Origin of the sequence: Sideroxyarcus emersonii, from assembly GCF_021654335.1 — a bacterium.
Lineage (GTDB): Bacteria > Pseudomonadota > Gammaproteobacteria > Burkholderiales > Gallionellaceae > Sideroxyarcus > Sideroxyarcus emersonii.
This window is the reverse complement of the sequence record NZ_AP023423.1, coordinates 2,352,374-2,364,625: the sequence shown is the minus strand read 5'-3', so window position 1 is coordinate 2,364,625 and position 12,252 is coordinate 2,352,374. Positions and strand designations below refer to the sequence as shown.

Below are 12,252 nucleotides of genomic sequence, written 5' to 3'. Positions count from 1 at the left end.
CGGCGCAACGCTCATCTTCTGAGGCCGGGGCGGGACTGGTCGTAGAGAGCCTTGAGATTGAATATCTCCTGCCAGGCCTGGTCCGGGAAACCGTCTCGGTCGAAGCGGCCGCCGCCGCGCCCGTTCGGCTGCAACAGGTCGTTGAGATAGGATTCACCTTCGGGCGAGTTCCAGAGCGAGAGGATCCTCTCCAGCACATGCGGGAACTTCTCTTCCAGCATGAACGGATAATCGCTCTGGCTGCATTTCAGTGTCTGCAGGACTGCGTCTCGACTCAACATCGTGCTTCTCCTTTGACTTCAGATCACTTCATGGCGGGCCGGCATCGGGAAAATCGCCCCTTTCCCGTGGAAGGGTAAATCGGAGCGGAGGAGGGCGTCAATCCCCGGCTTTCCCGCGCTTCAGCTGCCGGTGAACGCCTGATGTATCCAGCTGGCCAGCACCAGCAGGACGAGGATACCGAAGACGAGGATGGCGATGTCCATCTGCGTGCCGAGAAAGCGCGAGCCATCCTGCCGCGCCTTCCGCTCGTTGCGCCTGGACCAGAAATACGCGCCGAATACGATCAGTGCGGGAATGGATACGCACAGCAACACGACGACCAGGCCCCAATCGATTTTCACAGCCTCTCCTTCGCATCTTCCTGGTCAAGGCTGGCGTCGACGACCGTGATCAGTTCGGCTGCAAACTGTTCGGCCGGCACCGGCTTGCCGAACAGGTATCCCTGAAACTGTTCGCAACCCTTGCCCACGAGGAACTGCCGTTGTTCCTCGGTTTCCACGCCTTCGGCGATCACGCCCAGGTAAAGATTCTGGGCCATCGCGATGATGGTACCCACGATCTCCCTGTCGCTGCTGTCCGAGGTGATGTCGCGCACGAACGACTGGTCGATCTTGATCTGGTCGAGCGGCAGCCGCTTGAGGTATTGCAGCGACGAATAACCGGTGCCGAAATCGTCCAGCGAGAACTGCACCCCGATCTCTTTCAATGCGTTCATGGTGCTGATCGTGTCCTCGATGTTTTCCAGCAGCATGCTTTCGGTCAATTCCAGCTTGAGCAATGCCGGGTCGATGGCATGGTGCTGCACGGTCGCCTGCACGCGGGCAACGAAATCGGCCTGGCGGAACTGCTTGGCACTGACGTTCACCGCCAGCACGAGGTTGCGGGTGCACGCATCCTGCTGCCAGGTCTTGAGCTGGGCGCAAGCCGTATCCAGCACCCATTGTCCGATGGGCAATATCAGGTCCGTTTCTTCGGCGACCGTGATGAACTGGTCGGGGGACATCAGGCCGCGCTCGGGGTGCTGCCAGCGGATCAGCGCTTCCGCGCCCAAAGGCCGAACCAATCGGTCTACCTGGATCTGGTAGAGCAAACGGAATTGCTTTCGCTGGATCGCCTTGCGCAATTCGTCTTCGAGCGCGACGCGGGCAGTTACCGCATCCTGCATCTGCTGGTCGAAGAAGCGCAGGGTGTTGCGGCTGGCTTTCTTGGCCTGGTACATGGCGATGTCCGCCTGCTTCAGCAATTCTTCCTTTGTCAGCTGGTGGCCGTTGAACAATGTCGCCCCGATGCTGGGGGTGCAGCGGTATTCGTGCGCACCCAGCTGGCACGGCTGACCCAGCGTCGCGAGGATCTTCTCGCCGATGCTTTCCGTCTGTGCCGCCGCTTTCAGATCGTATTCCCCCAGGTCTTCCAGCAACACCACGAATTCGTCCCCGCCCAGTCGCGCTACCGAATCGCCCTGGCGTACACAGGCGGTCAGTCGTTGCGCGACCTGTTGCAGCAGCAGGTCGCCCATGTCGTGCCCCAGCGTGTCGTTGAGAGTCTTGAAATTGTCCAGATCGATGAACAGCAGCGCGCCCTCCCTGCCGCTGCGTGCACTGGAAGCGAGCGCCTGCTGCAGCCGGTCCAGCAGGAGGCGCCGGTTGGGCAGTTCGGTGAGGGGATCGTAGAAAGCCAGATTGTTGATCTTTTCTTCTGCCGCCTTGTGCTCCGTGACATCCTGGACGATCGCGATGCCGCCGACGATATGACCGCTGTCGTCCAGTACCGGAGCGCAGGTCATGTATATCCACCCCTCGGCGTTGCTGAAAGTCGCCTGGTAGCGCCCTTCGTAATGGCTCATCTCGCCTTTCAGGGCCTTGAACAGGCTGGGCAGGATGGAGCGATCCTTCAGGTGCGTCAGATCCAGCCCGACGATGCAGTCAACCGAGTTGCGCAGCATGATGGCGCAACGGTCGTTGCAGAAGGTGATGATGAGATCGGTGTCGTAATGGAAGATGCCAACTGGCAAATGGCGCAGCAACAGGCGATAGCGTTCCTCGCTTTCCCGCATCTCTTTCTCGCGCTTGCCGGCATCGAGGTGCAGGGTGATATTTTCGGACACGTTCCGGTTGATGCGGCGCATGCTCATGATCATGAAGCCCAGGTACAGCAGCACCGCCACTGCCATCGCCACGGACAGGCTGTCGCCCTCGGCAAACAGGCGGAGCGTGATCGGCAAGCTGAGCAACACCGAGAAGGCAATGGCACTGAACAGGTCGGCAGAGAACGAGATGACCCCGCCGGCCGTCATGCCGGCCAGCACGAAGATCAGGAACATCGCGTGTCGCGGATGCTGGTCCGGGAAGAGCAGGAAGCCGGCCGAACCCCAGACCGCGCCGGCAACGATCACCCCAAAACGGAACCAGCGCAGCTGGGTGCGGGTAGCATTGCCGCTCGGCTGCGGCGAATGCGGTGAAAAGACCAAGCCGATCCGCAGCAACGAGGCCAACACCGTGAGGGAGCACCAGACAAAGAGTGCGCTGGCAGGGACCACCGTGCTCTGTATGTAGGCAAGGATCGCGGCGAGAGAGATACTGGCGATCAAGGACACCCTGCTTACGGAAACCAGTTGTCGCAACTGCGCAGATTGTATTGCCGTCTTGTCGCCCAATTTTTTATCGCTTGCGATCTGGTGATCGGATATGTTGTCTTAACGGTCCAGCAGTTCAGCAAAACCGCTTCGTTGATGATGAAATCGACGCGGATTATGCCTCATTTTTATTACAGCAACTTTCAGTTGCCAACAGCCACAATGACGGCAGCATGGGCTTTCCGGGGCGGCGGGTTGTGCCTGTTCCAATTTTGTATCGACTGGCAATGACTTGGCGGCGCACGGTCCGGCATGGTGGGCTGGAAACCTGCGGCCGACTCCTACCAGTCCGGATCGGCGATGGCCTCGATCCACCGCGAACACCCTGCTGCAGGCGGTGTTTTTTATTCATCGCTTTCTGTCAGAATGCGCAGCAGTTCCTGCGTGGCAGCCGCTCTGCTGCAGCCCCGATCTTTGGCTGGCGAGCGTGCGTGGTTTGCAATGCGGAACCGGAGCATCCTGACAACTTGACCATCGCTATTTCCAACAGGGGAGTGACATCATGAAATTGAAATCGATCTTGGCTGCCGTTGTGCTTTGTCCCGCATTGCTCGTTTCCGTCGATTGCCTGGCCGAAGAGGCCAAGCCGGCAAATCCGCTCGATGCCGTTCCGGAAAAGATGAATTTCGATATCCCGTATGGCGCGCCCATCTCGCTGGAGCGTGCGACGGTAGCAATTAACGCCGCGGTTGCAGAGGCGAAAAAACGCGGCTGGAAGATGAATGTCGCGGTGGTCGATTCCGGCGCCAACCTGGTGGCGTTCCAGCGCATGGACGGAGCGCAGCTGGCATCCATCCAGATCTCCGAACATAAGGCCCGTGCCGCAGCCAGCTTCCGCCGCGAAACGAAGGTATTCGAGAATGCGATCCAGGTGAACAACATGCCCTACGTGGCGACGCTGGATGGCGCCATCGGTTCGCGCGGCGGCATTCCGCTGGTCGAGGATGGCAAGCTGATCGGGGCCATCGGTTGCTCCGGCGGCAGCGGTTCCCAGGACGAGGTCGTCTGCAAGGTGGGCGCCGCCACGATCAAGTAGCCCGGTTCCTGCAGCATCGGTCACTTTCGGTCATGATGCCGGCGCTGGATCTCGATATTGAATGGAGAGATGAATGTCCACCCAGAACAAATTTCTGCTGGATCCGGCAAAGGCCTTGCTGCTCGTGATCGATGTGCAGGAAAAACTGTGCGCAGCGATGGATCAGCAGGTGCTGCGCCAGCTGACCAAGAATGCCGGCATCCTGCTGGAAAGCGCGAACGAACTGGCGGTGCCGGTGCTCTTCACCGAGCAGTATGTCAAAGGGCTGGGCTCGACCTTGCCCGAGCTGAAGAGCCGGGCAACCGCAGCCCCGAGCTTCGAGAAGCTGACCTTCAGCTGCTGCGGCAACCAGACTTTCGTCAAGCAACTGAAAGACAGCGACCGGACGCAAATCATCGTCGTCGGCATGGAAACGCATGTGTGCGTGCTGCAGACCGTCATCGAACTGCTGGCCGACGGCTTTCATGTGCATATCGTCAAGGATGCGGTGATGAGCCGCAGCCGCGACAACTGGCAGACCGCCATCGAAGCCATGGTGCTGGCCGGAGCCGTGCCCACCAGTACCGAGTCTGTCGTGTTCCAGCTGTTGAAGATCGCCGGGACCGACGCGTTCAAGAAGCTGTCGAAGCTGGTCAAGTAAACTGCCTGCAGTCGCGGCAACGATGGCGCCGAAGAGGTTGCGATGTCGAACCGACTGGCCTGATTCAGAACTTCGCGACCTGGTCGAAGCCGAACCACACGATCGCGTAGTAGAGCACCGCAAACACCGCGTTGCTGATCGCCAGCGGCAGCCAGATCCGGCGCATGTCCACACCCAGCCAGCGCAGCGCCACCAGGATCGGCTCCTGCCCGACCAGGGCGCAGCCGAGCGTGAGGCCGCCCCAGACTCCCCACCTGTCTGCCAATGCAGTGCTCCTCGGCGTGCGCATCCGCGCGACCCACTTGCCGATGAAGTCGATGCGCGTGCTCTCGCAGGCGATCCAGGCGACGGCCAACCCCTCGACGTAGCCCGCCACCGCCACCACCGGCAGCAGCAGCCACGGGTCGTAGTGCGCTGCGATGCCCACGCCGATCGCCGCCGACGGCCCCAGTATCAGGTTGGGGGTCATCGACAGTCCGATGATGGAGAGCCATGTCCAGAAGGATGTCATGTGCACAGGAAATTGGATCGCATGAATCGCAGTATCCGCAGCCGCAGCGTTCCGGTCAATGCCAGACAAAACTGATGCTGGCGCTCGTGGTGCATTCAGCGGGAAGTGTGGGGCGGGCCTTACTGTAAAATGGCTGTTTTATTCAAAGCCAGAATCATGACGATCTCCGACACCCAGCTCCTCACCATGCTCGAATTGCAGGACGGCATGAACAGCAAGGTCAACCCCGACTGGGTTGCCGCCAACAACAACTGGCATCGCGCCATCCAGGTCGAAGGCGTCGAAGCGATCGAACACCACGGCTGGAAATGGTGGAAGAAGCAGGAATGCGACTGGGCGCAGTTGCGCATGGAGCTGGTCGATATCTGGCATTTCATCCTGTCCGCATCCATCCAGCGCAACCTCGGCGACATCGCCCAGGCTAAGGCAGAGATGCAGGCCGAGCTGGCTCTGCACCACAAGTCGGTGCAGTTCGATAACCAGAGCTACGTGCTCGCCCAGCTCAGCCTGCTGGACAAGCTCGACCTGCTCGTGGGCCTCGCCGCAGCCAAACGCACCAGCCTGGCGCTGTTCGAATCGCTGCTGCACGACTGCGACATGGAATGGAACGATCTGTTCAAACAATACGTCGGCAAGAACGTGCTCAACGTATTCCGCCAGGACCACGGCTACAAGGCCGGTACCTACATCAAGATCTGGGATGGTCGCGAGGACAACGAACATCTGGTCGAAGTGCTGGAAGTGGTCGACCTGGATTCGGCCAATGTGCGCGACGAACTCTACAGCTCGCTCAAGGCTAGATATTTAATGATCGTTCCATAATTCATCACGCACCGATCTTCAGCATTCGTCATTCCGGCGCAGGCCGGAATCCAGACAATTAACAAAATCCCACGTAGTGGGACAACATAGCAGATATGGCTTTGCCCGCTGCGCGGAGCTGTGGATAAACTGGATTCCGGCCTGCGCCGGAATGACGGAGTAGAGTGCTCTGAGACACTGTCGTCAATTATGGAACTCAATAATCATTTGCAAGGGAAGTAACAACACCATGCCCAAACAAGAATCCTTCGAGGAAGAAGAAGTCACCCCCGCGCTCTCCGAAGAGGAGATGGACGAGCTCGACAGCTTCCTTATGTCCGATGCCACCACCAACGAAGTCATGCTGCTGGATTGCCTGGATGGCTTCCTCACCGCGCTCGCTTCCGGCCCGGCCATGCCCAAGCCGGAGGTATGGATGCCGCGCATATGGGGCCCGACGACAGCAGATACGCCGGCATTTGCAAGCGACGCCCAGGCTGCAAGGATCACCGACCTGCTGACGCGCCACCTGAATGCCATCGTCTGGAGCCTGCAGCAGGATGCGGAACATTTCGAGCCCGTCTTCGACCTGCAAGTCTATGAAGGCGACGAACACGAATACATGGACGGCGAGATGTGGGCGCACGGATTCATGACCGGCATCGACATGCAGCGCGACAAATGGAAGGCCCTGTTCGAATCCAGACACGGTCCGGTGGCATTGCGGCCGATCTACCTGCTGGGTGCGGCGGAGATCACCGAGGCCGAAGAAGCACTGGTACAAACGCCGGCGCAGCGCGAAGAGCTATCCAGACAGATCCCGGCCAGCATCGGTTGGGTATACAAATTCTGGGCGCCGCAACGCCGTGCGGCAGACAGCGCCAGGGGCAAAACCGCTGACAATGAAACTCAAAAAATAAGCCGCAATGCACCTTGCCCTTGCGGCAGCGGCAGAAAATACAAGAAGTGTTGCGGGGCAACCCGGGTTGAAGATTGAGCGGCTGTTTGACAGTTTATCTGGCCGTCCAATCGGCAACCGCATTGTCTGCCGAAACTAAAGCCCCACTATCGCCGCCGCAGGATCGGCATTGCGTACCATGTTCAATATCTGCATGCCCTGAATCGCGTCCGGATCATACCTGACCATCATTGCATGATGATGCGTGTGAGAATTGAACTGTGCGCAATCGACGCCGAGACGCCCCTCCACAATTCTTTCCAGCGCACTCCTGCTTTTCGCATCCAGCGTGGGATGCACGTAGATCAACATATCTGCAGTGTTCATGATCTTCTCCTTGCGTTGCGGGAAACTGCTGTAGCAAATCAAAGCTGCGTAGCGTACTCAGCTCGCCCAGCCGAACGAGGGATCGCTCGCATACTGGGGAACGGGCACACCCGCCAGACGCGAACCCTGGCTGACAGGCCCTTTCGGGAACAGCTCGTAAAGGTAGCGACGTCCGCCTTCATCCACAAAATCCTGCGCCAGCATCTGCATGACGATGCGCGCATTCTCCGCACGTCCCTGTTCGCGATACAGGTTTCGCAACGCATAGATCACGTGCCAATGCGCCTCGGTGAGTTCCCCAATCCCCTCGTCAAGCGCCAGTTGCTTGGCAAGGAGCGGAGACCAATGTTCAAGATCGTACATATGGCCTTCAGGATCAAGGCGGCCATTCGCCTGTTCATTAATAATGTGGTTGATATCAAGCATGGTGATCTCCTTGTCTTGATCTTGCGTTAACGGGCCATCGAAACTCAGGTGAGTTTGTTGGCCCATTCGTTCAGCGTCATGCGGGCCACTCCGCTCGTGCGGCAGATCATCTCGCTGCCTTTGTCATCGCGCAGGTTTACGAATGGTCCGGGGCCAAAGTGCTCGTAAGAATCACGATGGCCGGAACAGCCCTCAAGCTCGGACTCGGCCGGCGCCAGCGTAAATGCCATCGCCCTCGCAGTCAGAAAGCGGGAGGAAAACGATTCACTGGAAAACGGCTGGGGAACGCTGAGTTTTTTCATGACTACTCCTCGTCACATCTCGAGGGGCATCCCGTCGTCGGACGGGACGGCGGGGCGCCGTATCGGGAAATCATTGTTGTATAGCCGATTGCGGATGTCAACAATACCACTCCTGCAAACGTCAGCTTTGGCAGCAGGTCGTACTGGAAATATTTCGACGCTGCTCCATTTGATTTGAATGAACGCAATGTCTTGGCTGCTGCTAACAATTCGAGCCTGGCCCCTTTGAATTCTATGGAGCGATGCCTATGGGCTGTGCTTGACCTGTCTATCGCTGACACCCTCAGGCTTCGGTTTTTCAACCAGGAGCCATCATGAACACAAGCACCCTGTCCACCGACGACGCATTCTTCGCCGCCTTCAACGACTGTTCCGCACCGCCTTCCGCCTTCAACCATCTGGGCCACATTCGCATCGGCTGGATCCACCTGCAACGCTATCCTGTGCCGGAAGCCATCCAGCGCACCTGCGACGGCATCGAACGGTTTGCCAACCACCTCGGCGCGCCCGGCAAATACAACCGCACACTATCCGAAGCCCTGATGATCCTCATGGCCCACGGCGGCGCAACAGACAGGCACAAGACATGGAACGACTTCCTTGAAGAAAATCCCCAACTGGTGAAAGATGCGCTCGGGCTTCTTGCGCGTCACTACAGCAACGAACGCCTCAATTCAGACACCGCCCGAAAGACTTTCATGCCGCCAGACCTGAACCCCTTGCCATGAGCCCACTCAAGATCAGAGAACTCGCCCGCCGTGCGGGCCTCTCCCGCGCGGCACTGCTGCACTACGAATCGCTCGGCCTGCTCACCCCGGCCCGACGCGATGCCAATGGCTATCGCCTGTACGGGCCGGAACAGATCGAGCGCTTGCGTACCATCCGCGCCTATCGCGAGGCCGGGCTCTCCATCCCGGCCATCCAGTCACTGCTGGCGAACAAACCAGAGGCATCGATGCAACTGCTCGAAGACCGCCTGCTCGACCTCGACCGCGAGATCAGCGTCCTGCGCGAACAGCAGATCACCCTCGCGCGCCTGCTCGCCCAAGCCACACTGGAATTGCCCGGCAAGGTCAAAGACAAGGACGCCTGGGTCGCGTTGATGCGCAGCGCGGGATTCTCGGAAGAAGACATGAAACGCTGGCATGCCGTGTTCGAAGCACAGGCGCCGGAAGCGCACAGGAAGTTTCTGGAGTCGCTGGGGCTGGGGGCGGTGGAGGTGAAGGCAATCAGGGGGTGGGCGCGGGGAGAGGGGTGATGGGGGCTCGTGCAAAATCAATTCGAGCCACTTTGATTCCTTTTTAGCAGCACAAAATCAGCACAAACACCGCCTTGCTCGCTACCATGTGGGCATGAACAAAGAGCATCTCTGGCAAGCTTGGTGCGATGGCTGCGCCCACCCTAACCCCGGCCATATCGGCCTCGGAGCCCTCCTGCTGGAACCGGATGGTAGCCGCCACGAACTCTCGCAACGCAGCCCGCACAGCGGCTGCAACAACGAAGCCGAAGCCCGCGCCCTGCTGGCCACCCTGCAACTGGCACGCACACTGCAAGCCAGCGCCTTGCTCATTCACTGCGATAGCGACGTCGTCGTGCGCCTTGCGCAAAATGCCAGTAGCACCGAAGCTGCCCGCCTAGCCCCCTTATTCGCCGAAATCCGCGCGCAGATAAAGTGTTTTGACCAATTCGAGTTACGCTGGATTCCGCAGCACCGCAATACAGAGGCAGACCATCTTTCCCGCAGCGCCCTTGGGCTGCCTACTCGAAGCCCCGCAAAACCCCGCAAGCGGAAATGAAAAAAGCGCCCGCAGGCGCTTTTTTTTCCGATCAAGCAAATCAAAGAGGACAGCATCGAATTGTTTTTTTGTGGATAAGGCTGAGAAGGTAATGCGATGCTGACCCCATCTCACTGACTCCATCTCACTCCTGCTTTAGTTCTGAGCGCGGGAATTGTGGACTGTCCCCGATTGTTTGTCCTTTTCGTTTCGGTTATAGAGCCGTAATTTCTGCAACGATAGGGTCAGTTGAAATTCTGGGGCTATTTAATATCTTTTCTACCCTTGAGCCTTTTTTGCGAACTGGGTGTACTACCTTGTTAAAGATTGTTATGAACTCATTGCGTTCCAGCACTTGGAGCACGGGGTCAATATAATTCTGAACGTCAGTTTGAGTAATTCCCCTTGTAAGAGCTTCAAGCTTCCGTCCCGCTCCAGATTGTTTGTAGAGCTTTCGTAGAATGGTAAGCAGGGCTTTTAGCTGGGGTGATATGTCCAATTGAAGCACGGCATTATTGGTAGCCATGTTGTCATACTGAATAATTTCACAATCTGTCCCGATAATGTTTCTAGGGAGCCCATCGTCATTCGCAACACCTCCAATTCTCGAAATCAGACAGCCGTTGAATTTAATTGCGCCATCAACTTCATTTGGTCCAATCGTAACTTCCTTTACAGTGCAGTTTCGTATCTCAATGCCGTCAATTGAAATTTCATCAAGTCCGATTCGGCCGAGGCTGGCTGACTCAACTACAATTCCGCGAAAAGACAGCTGTTGCATATCAAGTTCTATCGCCATGTTAAGCGCGACCATTACACAATCAGCCAATAATTGATGTGAGTTCCTTTCGAAACGCGCATCTCTGTGTAAACCCTCTGCAATCGATACAACTGTTTCCGGTCTGGAGTTGCTCTTCAGGAGCATGTACGTGGCCATTGCAATTGCTTTGTCTGATAACTCAGCAAGTGGGATTTTGTGGCCTTTCCTTAAATTACCTAGTATCTGTTTTGCGAAGGCGCCACCCTGAAGTGCACCAAGCATATCCTCGTCTACAAAAGAACGAGATCCCGGTTCACTATCTCGTTGTGTTAGACCAGGCAGCCTTTGCAGTTGAGCAAGAACACCTTCACCTGCCGCTTGCCCAGTCTCCAAGTTATACGCTTCAGAAAGGTCATTTCCAGTTATTGGGCCAGAGCCTGAAGCTTTGCTGCGGACTGAGTCTGCGAGCCTTTCCAAAACCGCCCTTAGACTCTCGGGATCCATTACGGAGCCTTCCAAAGATGCTTCTCGCTCGCAAATTCTGTCAAGGAAAGTGTCCCAGGCGAAACCGAAGCCTTTAGATGAGTCAATTGACAATATGTCGCCGAATAGCTGGTGTCGAAGCAAGTAAGACAAAATCAGAGGTTTGCGTGGGAGCCAATCTGGCAGGGCGTCCTTAATCCCATTTCGTTGCAAAAATTCTTGAGCGCCGTCTTCTGTAAATTCGTCCAATGTGACAATACGAAATTTCTTGCCGCTAATACCGAGTGATGAAATGAGTTCTTGTTCGGCATCGAAATAGTGATCCCGCCCGCACAAAAATATTCCGGTATTAGCTGGAATCTTGCTGGTGAAATCGCGTACACCCTTAAGAGCATTTCTACGTGCGTCCCGCATAAAATTCTTATCGTCAGTGCGCACGACGGATTGCGAAGCCACTTCGTCAAATCCATCTAGCAAGAGGCATGACAGGCCAGCTCGCCACGCAATCACGAGATCTTCTCGAGGAGTGTACCCAACGGTGCGAGCATGCCTATCCAATATCTCATCGCTGAAATCTTCGCCCCAATGCTCGCGTAGATTCAACACAAATGGCGTTGGCGCAGTTTGATCGGACATGTGTCGTTTGGATAGCTCACGGAATATTTCACGAGCCGTTAGGCTCTTCCCGGCCCCAAAGGGGGCAAGCAATACAACTATGCCGCCTCCCAAAATATATTGACATATATCCTGCAATTGAATTGACTGATTCACCGATCCGGTTGGCCGAGAGTTTGAGTCATATGTAACCGCCATCGGAAGTGGCACATATGCATTCTCAGAAATACTTATTGAATCAGTATACGGGTCTCGGGCTGATCCAAAAGCAGCACGTGCACGAAGGGATATGTACTTAAAACTATCAAAGAACCTTCTCTGAAATTGCTCAAAAGTTAGAACGGTGACGTTTGACTTTCTTGCGTGTTCAATATGTTGAGCATCAAGCTGTGTTTGAGTTATTAGCCACTTTGAAACTGCTGGAGCCTTTACGCGCTCGATGGTTTCTGCGGCGTTTAGTTTCTTAACATCGGACTTTGCTTTTTCTAGTTTTGTGCTGGTCGTGACCATTAGTAAATGTGTTACATCGCGGAGACGAGCAATTCCATCTAGCTCACGAATCACAGGGTCACTTTCGTAATGCATTGGCTGACATGTGCCTGGAGCCAGATTCCACACGGCTTCAGCAACGCGCCGGACATCCGCCTCGAAACTCATGTTCTCTTTATATGTACCTGACATAATGAATTTTCCTGAACTAGAAG

General features: G+C 56.5%; 16 protein-coding genes. 8 read left to right on the top strand and 8 right to left on the bottom strand.

Translation table 11 applies throughout. The annotated features are described in order from the left end of the window. Window positions 1-11 precede the first annotated feature (11 nt). From L6418_RS11395 to L6418_RS11385, 3 genes are all read right to left on the bottom strand, one after another. Window positions 12-281 carry a hypothetical protein gene (locus L6418_RS11395; RefSeq protein WP_237247045.1) on the bottom strand — a complete coding sequence of 90 codons (270 nt, stop codon included), beginning with the start codon at window positions 279-281 and terminating at the stop codon, window positions 12-14. Between the two features lie 120 nt (window positions 282-401). Continuing rightward, a complete protein-coding gene (locus L6418_RS11390) occupies window positions 402-623 on the bottom strand; it encodes a hypothetical protein (protein ID WP_237247044.1) in 222 nt (73 codons plus the stop codon). Continuing rightward, window positions 620-2,869, bottom strand: a complete 2,250-nt coding sequence (locus L6418_RS11385) for a bifunctional diguanylate cyclase/phosphodiesterase (RefSeq protein WP_332875543.1) — start codon at window positions 2,867-2,869, stop codon at window positions 620-622. Before L6418_RS11385 ends, L6418_RS11390 begins: the two co-directional genes overlap by 4 nt. A gap of 24 nt (window positions 2,870-2,893) precedes the next feature. Here L6418_RS11385 and L6418_RS11380 point away from each other — a divergent pair, with 24 nt between their 5' ends. The 3 genes from L6418_RS11380 (at window position 2,894) to L6418_RS11370 (ending at window position 4,590) form a co-directional block, all read left to right on the top strand. Further along, complete coding sequence (locus L6418_RS11380) at window positions 2,894-3,145, top strand: hypothetical protein (RefSeq protein WP_237247043.1); 252 nt, start codon at window positions 2,894-2,896, stop codon at window positions 3,143-3,145. A gap of 271 nt (window positions 3,146-3,416) precedes the next feature. Next, window positions 3,417-3,950, top strand: coding sequence for a heme-binding protein (locus L6418_RS11375; RefSeq protein ID WP_237247042.1), 534 nt, complete (start codon window positions 3,417-3,419; stop codon window positions 3,948-3,950). A gap of 73 nt (window positions 3,951-4,023) precedes the next feature. Further along, window positions 4,024-4,590, top strand: a complete 567-nt coding sequence (locus tag L6418_RS11370) for a hydrolase (RefSeq protein ID WP_237247041.1) — start codon at window positions 4,024-4,026, stop codon at window positions 4,588-4,590. A gap of 64 nt (window positions 4,591-4,654) precedes the next feature. Here L6418_RS11370 and L6418_RS11365 read toward each other — a convergent pair whose 3' ends face one another. Next, entirely contained in the window at window positions 4,655-5,059 is a 405-nt protein-coding gene (locus tag L6418_RS11365) for a hypothetical protein (protein WP_237247040.1), read from the bottom strand. A gap of 198 nt (window positions 5,060-5,257) precedes the next feature. Between L6418_RS11365 and L6418_RS11360 the strand changes: the two genes are divergently transcribed. Both L6418_RS11360 and L6418_RS11355 read left to right on the top strand, forming a co-directional pair. Next, window positions 5,258-5,923 carry a dUTP diphosphatase gene (locus tag L6418_RS11360; RefSeq protein WP_237247039.1) on the top strand — a complete coding sequence of 222 codons (666 nt, stop codon included), beginning with the start codon at window positions 5,258-5,260 and terminating at the stop codon, window positions 5,921-5,923. Between the two features lie 229 nt (window positions 5,924-6,152). Beyond that, window positions 6,153-6,899, top strand: a complete 747-nt coding sequence (locus tag L6418_RS11355) for a UPF0149 family protein (protein ID WP_237247038.1) — start codon at window positions 6,153-6,155, stop codon at window positions 6,897-6,899. 57 nt (window positions 6,900-6,956) lie between these two features. Here the strand turns inward: L6418_RS11355 and L6418_RS11350 are convergent, their stop codons facing one another. The 3 genes from L6418_RS11350 to L6418_RS11340 are packed head-to-tail and all read right to left on the bottom strand — an operon-like array spanning window position 6,957 to window position 7,915. Continuing rightward, window positions 6,957-7,187 carry a hypothetical protein gene (locus L6418_RS11350; protein ID WP_237247037.1) on the bottom strand — a complete coding sequence of 77 codons (231 nt, stop codon included), beginning with the start codon at window positions 7,185-7,187 and terminating at the stop codon, window positions 6,957-6,959. A gap of 57 nt (window positions 7,188-7,244) precedes the next feature. Then, the gene (locus tag L6418_RS11345) at window positions 7,245-7,613 is read right to left on the bottom strand and encodes a TusE/DsrC/DsvC family sulfur relay protein (RefSeq protein ID WP_237247036.1); all 369 of its coding nucleotides are present in this window, start codon (window positions 7,611-7,613) and stop codon (window positions 7,245-7,247) included. 44 nt (window positions 7,614-7,657) lie between these two features. After that, window positions 7,658-7,915, bottom strand: a complete 258-nt coding sequence (locus L6418_RS11340) for a hypothetical protein (RefSeq protein WP_237247035.1) — start codon at window positions 7,913-7,915, stop codon at window positions 7,658-7,660. Between the two features lie 314 nt (window positions 7,916-8,229). Between L6418_RS11340 and L6418_RS11335 the strand changes: the two genes are divergently transcribed. From L6418_RS11335 to L6418_RS11325, 3 genes are all read left to right on the top strand, one after another. Further along, on the top strand, window positions 8,230-8,643 hold the full coding sequence (locus L6418_RS11335) for a hypothetical protein (RefSeq protein ID WP_237247034.1): 414 nt from the start codon (window positions 8,230-8,232) through the stop codon (window positions 8,641-8,643). Then, the gene (locus L6418_RS11330) at window positions 8,640-9,173 is read left to right on the top strand and encodes a MerR family transcriptional regulator (RefSeq protein ID WP_237247033.1); all 534 of its coding nucleotides are present in this window, start codon (window positions 8,640-8,642) and stop codon (window positions 9,171-9,173) included. The genes L6418_RS11335 and L6418_RS11330 overlap by 4 nt, the downstream gene beginning before the upstream one ends. Before the next feature lie 94 nt (window positions 9,174-9,267). Continuing rightward, window positions 9,268-9,711 carry a ribonuclease HI family protein gene (locus tag L6418_RS11325; RefSeq protein ID WP_237247032.1) on the top strand — a complete coding sequence of 148 codons (444 nt, stop codon included), beginning with the start codon at window positions 9,268-9,270 and terminating at the stop codon, window positions 9,709-9,711. Window positions 9,712-9,904: 193 nt separating this feature from the next. Here L6418_RS11325 and L6418_RS11320 read toward each other — a convergent pair whose 3' ends face one another. Next, window positions 9,905-12,229, bottom strand: coding sequence for an NACHT domain-containing NTPase (locus tag L6418_RS11320; RefSeq protein WP_237247031.1), 2,325 nt, complete (start codon window positions 12,227-12,229; stop codon window positions 9,905-9,907). Window positions 12,230-12,252 lie beyond the last annotated feature (23 nt).

Bases quoted from the DNA above. Each gene is read 5' to 3' on its own strand.
- L6418_RS11395 (WP_237247045.1), bottom strand. From the start codon at position 281: ATGTTGAGTCGAGACGCAGTCCTGCAGACACTGAAATGCAGCCAGAGC.
- L6418_RS11375 (WP_237247042.1), top strand. From the start codon at position 3,417: ATGAAATTGAAATCGATCTTGGCTGCCGTTGTGCTTTGTCCCGCATTG.
- L6418_RS11370 (WP_237247041.1), top strand. From the start codon at position 4,024: ATGTCCACCCAGAACAAATTTCTGCTGGATCCGGCAAAGGCCTTGCTG.
- L6418_RS11365 (WP_237247040.1), bottom strand. From the start codon at position 5,059: ATGACCCCCAACCTGATACTGGGGCCGTCGGCGGCGATCGGCGTGGGC.
- L6418_RS11360 (WP_237247039.1), top strand. From the start codon at position 5,258: ATGACGATCTCCGACACCCAGCTCCTCACCATGCTCGAATTGCAGGAC.
- L6418_RS11355 (WP_237247038.1), top strand. From the start codon at position 6,153: ATGCCCAAACAAGAATCCTTCGAGGAAGAAGAAGTCACCCCCGCGCTC.
- L6418_RS11350 (WP_237247037.1), bottom strand. From the start codon at position 7,187: ATGAACACTGCAGATATGTTGATCTACGTGCATCCCACGCTGGATGCG.
- L6418_RS11345 (WP_237247036.1), bottom strand. From the start codon at position 7,613: ATGCTTGATATCAACCACATTATTAATGAACAGGCGAATGGCCGCCTT.
- L6418_RS11340 (WP_237247035.1), bottom strand. From the start codon at position 7,915: ATGAAAAAACTCAGCGTTCCCCAGCCGTTTTCCAGTGAATCGTTTTCC.
- L6418_RS11335 (WP_237247034.1), top strand. From the start codon at position 8,230: ATGAACACAAGCACCCTGTCCACCGACGACGCATTCTTCGCCGCCTTC.
- L6418_RS11330 (WP_237247033.1), top strand. From the start codon at position 8,640: ATGAGCCCACTCAAGATCAGAGAACTCGCCCGCCGTGCGGGCCTCTCC.
- L6418_RS11325 (WP_237247032.1), top strand. From the start codon at position 9,268: ATGAACAAAGAGCATCTCTGGCAAGCTTGGTGCGATGGCTGCGCCCAC.
- L6418_RS11320 (WP_237247031.1), bottom strand. From the start codon at position 12,229: ATGTCAGGTACATATAAAGAGAACATGAGTTTCGAGGCGGATGTCCGG.